Here is a 5,029-nt window from a genome sequence, read left to right on the forward strand (position 1 = left end):
CGGTGGACACGTTAGCGAACTACGGACTCGAAGGACACTAGCAAGTCTATGCGATCCGCGGGGACATGGTGATTTGAGATGTCGAAATTGATGATGGCGTAGTCGTTCGGTACGGAATGTACCATCGCGAGTTAATTTGAACTCGCTTGCCGGAGGGGCCGGGTTCGTTCGTCCGGGCCGTACAAAGCTGTTCGCGCGGCAATCGCGAACAATGTGCTAGGGCAGAGGGTCTCCAAGTAATGCAGCGGTTTATCTAGGTCTAACCCGGCCGACCGCCCGCAACAGCTGCCGATAACCATGTCTTCCGCCTACTTGGCACGACCGAGATCGGTTCGTACGCGCGGCAGGCACGCTGCGGTCATATTCGGAGTCCATACGGCCAAATTGTTTGTTTTTGGGGCTCTCCGTACGGAGCTTATCGTCCGCGCCGTGCGCGCTACTGATCAGATTGGATATTCACCAATATCTCCCCCGTGACGATTTCGGGGTCTCCAAGATTGAGGTCATGCAGACTCGCTTGAACGAACTCCAAGACCTTTTTGTTCGCTGCATTGGCGCTTTCGCGATCCTCGAATATCATTACAGCGACGCCGACGCCTTCACCTCCGTCCAGCACATAATAAGATTTGAATCCATGCGATTCCCTTAGGATCTGTCCGATTCCGCTTTTCGCGCGGCGGGCGGTATCCGCAACCGAACGAACCTGGGTGTACTTGCGAATGACCATGTACATTGAAGCACCACCCGTCTCGTTTCCATCCCACACACCAAAGCATACTAAGTCGCCGCCGGACTAGGTGCTAATTCCGTGAGCGAGCATACTGCGGCTTGGCTATATAAACGCGAGGCATGACGGATACTACATCCAAACTGGACTTGCCGTGTCGGACCTGGGGTTTGATCTCCTATGTCAGACGCGTCATCGCTGGATTGTCCTACGCTAAGGTCAGCACGACGTCAGGCACTTGGCTATTGTCGTCGAGCAGCACATCCTTGTCCCAGCTGAATGCCATTGTCTGTGATTATGGTGTTCGGAATCGCATCAGCAGTGGACTTCCGTATGCAGCTTGTCGGGGCCGAGATGCCAGATCGCATACACAACTTTGCCCTCGCGGGCGCGGATCTCAGCCCTCGACAGCACGTCTTCGTATCCGCCCACGGTTCTCTCCGCATAGCGGACAGAGGCAAGGACTGCGTCGCTATGCCCCGTCACCATGTCGCTAATGCTCTAACTTGACTTCCGCTTTCGGCGGCGCAGCGGACGTGACCAGACTCGCTGCTGGCCCGCCCCAGTCGCTAATGACCCCTGGCTGTGTGAAAACGCCGCTGCTTTGCTATGATTCCCTCGTGATTCTGCGGGGGAATCTGATGAGGCGCTTCGTTGAAGAGGCAGATCGTGGGCGGTGGACGCTATTGCCCGAGTGCCTCAATGATTTCATTGACGAGAGTAACCCTGTTCGCGTGATCGACGTGTTTGTCGATGCGCTCGATTTGGCTGAGATGAGATTTGAGGGGGGTGGAGCCAGCGGCGACTGGTCGGCCATCGTACCACCCCTCGGTTCTCCTCAAGCTTCACATTTACGGCTATCTGAACCGGGTTCAGTCGAGCCGGCGGCTCGAACGAGAGGCCGGACGCAATGTCGAGGTCATGTGGCTGCTGGGTCGGCTCGCACCTGATCACAAGACGATCGGCGACTTCCGCAAGAACAATGGCCTGGCACTGCGCAAGGTATGTGCTCGCTTCGTCGAACTCTGCCGCGAGATGGGCCTCCTCGCGACGGCGAGCGTTGCGATCGATGGCAGCAAGTTCAAGGCCGTGAACAACCGCGACAAGAACTTCACGCGGGCGAAGGTGGAACGGCGGCGTGCCCAGCTGGAGGAGAGCGTCTCGCGCTATCTGAGCCAACTTGACACGGCGGACCGGCAGGAGCCGACGGAGGCGCTGGCCGCGAAGGCGACGAGGCTTACCGAGAAACTGACGAAGCTGAAGGAGGAAATGGGCAAGCTTGCCGCTTACGAGAAGCAGATGCTTGCTTCGCCTGACCAGCAAATCTCACTGACCGATCCCGACAGCCGTTCGATGGCGACGAGCGGGCGCGGTTCCGGCGTCGTTGGCTACAATGTGCAGGTCGCCGTAGATACCGAGCACCATCTGATTGTGACGCATGAGGTGACGAACAGCGGCTCGGATCGGGCTCAACTGGCCAATATGGCCAGGCAGGCGAAGGCTGCTCTAAAAACCGAGACGCTCGAGGCTGTTGCCGATCGCGGCTACTTCAGCAGCCTGGAGATCCTCGCGTGCCACGAGGCCGGCATCACCGTAACTCTGCCCAAGCCGCAGACGTCGGGTGCCAAGTCAGATGGCCGCTTCGGCAAGCAGGACTTTGTCTATTTGCCGGAGGAGGACGCCTATCGCTGTCCGGCTGGGGAGCAACTGCCGTATCGCTTTACGAACGAGGAAGATGGCAAGCGGATAAGGCGCTACTGGACCACAGCCTGTCAAAAATGTTCGCTCAAATCGCAATGCACGACAGGGCCGGAGCGACGGATTCCACGATGGGAGCATGAGCATCTGCTCGAAGCTGTGCAGCAGCGCCTTGATGCAAACGCACAAGCCATGCGCGTGCGTCGCGAGACGGTCGAGCATCCGTTCGGCACCATGAAGGCCCGCATGGGAGCGACACACTTCCTCACCAAAACGCTTCCAAAAGTAGCCGCCGAGATGGCTCTCTCGGTCCTGGCCTATAACCTGACAAGGGCCATGAACATCGTCGGGACCAAGCCGCTGATGGCCGCGATTGCGGCCTGAGACCAAACCGTCCTGGCTTCCCACCGCCCTCCCGGGGAAGGTGTTTTTACACGACCAAGACCCACAGCGGTCATCAACGACTGAAGCCGCAGACAGCTAAGCCTGCATTGTCGCGCCCTCTGCGCGCCCATCATATCCGCCGCTTGCTGGCAGATCTTTCGCTGGCAAACGCCGTTCTCAGTATTTTTGCGGACCCGGCAGCTACTTCCAGGTGTCACGCGCTAGCTATAGAAGTTTGAATACTAGGGGGGTGCGATGCAAAAATATGCTTGTTGGGTTATTGCCGTTTTACTGTTCGCAACAGTTTTAGCGTTTACCGAGGGTGCAGTTGCCGGTGAATTTTGTCACTGCTTCCATGCGGGGGGCGAACATCGTGATGGGGCCTGACCTGCCACTGAGTATTTCCTCCACGAGGAGTTAGAGTCCGGCCTTCACGTCCTATCGGTCATCGCCTTTCACTAAGGCTCAATCGTCCCCGGCGGCTTTATCGGCGGAGAGGTCTCTTTCGTCATCAGCGGGGACTTAACTGCGTCCCAGCTCGTCCGAGAGATCCCCGCGCGCACGTTCAGCCTGCTCAGCTTCTACGATCGTCGCATTCGGCGCAATCTCTCCCAGATAACGAGATGGCAATTCGCCGAGATCATTGGGCTGACGGAAGCGCTTGCGCAGAAGCCGGACGCACGGCCCGAGGCGTCGCGCACGCCCCACGAATGAAGCGGTCCTTGGCCTCCGCTGGATGAAAGTTCAGTGGCAGGTCACGCCGAATAAAGCCAGGTGTTGATCTGGAAGCCCGCTCTGGTGATGCGGGTTGTATTGATCTTGCAACGCAGTGTCGTTGCTTATGATGAGAACTTCCGGATTGGCTGAAAAGTGATGTCATAAAAACTGACGACCGCCTTCGAGGTGAGTCAGTGCATGGAAGGGCGCGCTGGGATTTGTATGTTTTCCGACAAGGATCCTTGAGCTTTGCGCTCCGTCGGGTACCAGCAAAGACGATTGTCACTCGTAGGGCTAGTTTATCCCAGAAAGATCGCGCGACACGCCGGATGGTGATCGACAATTACTCTCATTTGACGTTCGTGCGCCAGATCTTGGGCCCGTTTTGCGACGGCATAGCATTTGCAGAGATGAAGATTGTCAACTTGAGGCCGTCATCATCGAGCTTCGGGCCGCTTGCAGGCGTAGCGCACGGGATGAGGTGCGCCGCGCTCGCGAGCCGTTCTCTCAGGAGTGCCTGTGATACCACCTGTGATACCATCTGCCAATTGGTCTGCGGGCCTGCTCGGGACGCGGCTCGCATTTTTTGTGGCCGGCTTCGGCCTCGCGGCCTGGGCGCCTTTGGTGCCGCTCGCGAAGGAGCGGCTCGGGGTGGATAACCGCGTGCTCGGTCTTCTGCTACTCTGTCTCGGAGCGGGGTCCGTCATCGCTATGCTTTTGACCAGTGTGTCGAATGCGCGCTACGGCAGCAAGCCCATCATCATCGCGGGTGGGCTTGGCATCTCGCTCATCCTGCCGTGGCTTGCAGTTGCCGGCACACCTCTCAGCCTCGGTGCCATGCTGTTTGCTTTCGGTGTTTCACTTGGTTCGATCGACGTAGCCATGAATATTCATGCGATTGAATTGGAGCACGCCACTGGACGTCCATTGATGTCCGGCTTCCACGCCCAGTACAGCATTGGCGAATTCACCGGCTCTGCCGCGGTGACCTCGTTCCTTTCGCTGCAGCGTGGCCCGCTTATCTCGACGTTGGTCTGTTCGGCCTTGATGATGATCGCGATTGTGTCAGCATGGCCGCGGCTGCTCGCCATGAGTTTGAGACCGCAGGAACCGTTGTTTGTCTTGCCCAATCGCAGTGTGTTGCTGGTAGCCGTACTCGCGGCTGTCACCTTTCTCGTCGAAGGTGCAATGCTTGATTGGAGCGCTTTGCTTCTCGTTGGGCAAGGCCTCCTCGCAGAGGCGCACGGCGGCCTTGGTTGTATGCTCTTCTCAATTGCGATGGCCGCAGGCCGTCTCAGCGGAGATACCATGGTAGCTCGGCTCGGCGACCGTACCACATTGATGCTCGGGACCGTGCCAATTGTGACCGGCTTCTTGGCCGTGGTGGCCGCGCCGATTGCGTTGATTGCCATGGCAGGGTTCGTGCTTATTGGATTGGGTGTTTCAAATGTTGTACCCGTACTGTGTCGACGCGCCGGCAAACAGAGAGTGATGCCCGTAGGC

The 5,029-nt window shown here is 58.1% G+C and carries 2 protein-coding genes and 1 pseudogene; 2 read left to right on the forward strand and 1 reads right to left on the reverse strand.

Annotated elements, in window-relative coordinates; all coding sequences use genetic code 11:
• Positions 1 to 436: 436 nt before the first annotated feature.
• Positions 437 to 733, reverse strand: a complete 297-nt coding sequence (locus FNJ47_RS44500; protein WP_163162922.1) for a hypothetical protein — start codon at positions 731 to 733, stop codon at positions 437 to 439.
• A gap of 635 nt (positions 734 to 1,368) precedes the next feature.
• Between FNJ47_RS44500 and FNJ47_RS44505 the strand changes: the two are divergent.
• Positions 1,369 to 2,809, forward strand: a pseudogene (locus FNJ47_RS44505) (IS1182 family transposase).
• Positions 2,810 to 4,060: 1,251 nt separating this feature from the next.
• A partial coding sequence (locus FNJ47_RS44510) for an MFS transporter (RefSeq protein ID WP_347341811.1) occupies positions 4,061 to 5,029 on the forward strand: 969 nt, incomplete at its 3' end.

This window comes from Bradyrhizobium uaiense (assembly GCF_010811875.1).
GTDB lineage: Bacteria > Pseudomonadota > Alphaproteobacteria > Rhizobiales > Xanthobacteraceae > Bradyrhizobium > Bradyrhizobium uaiense.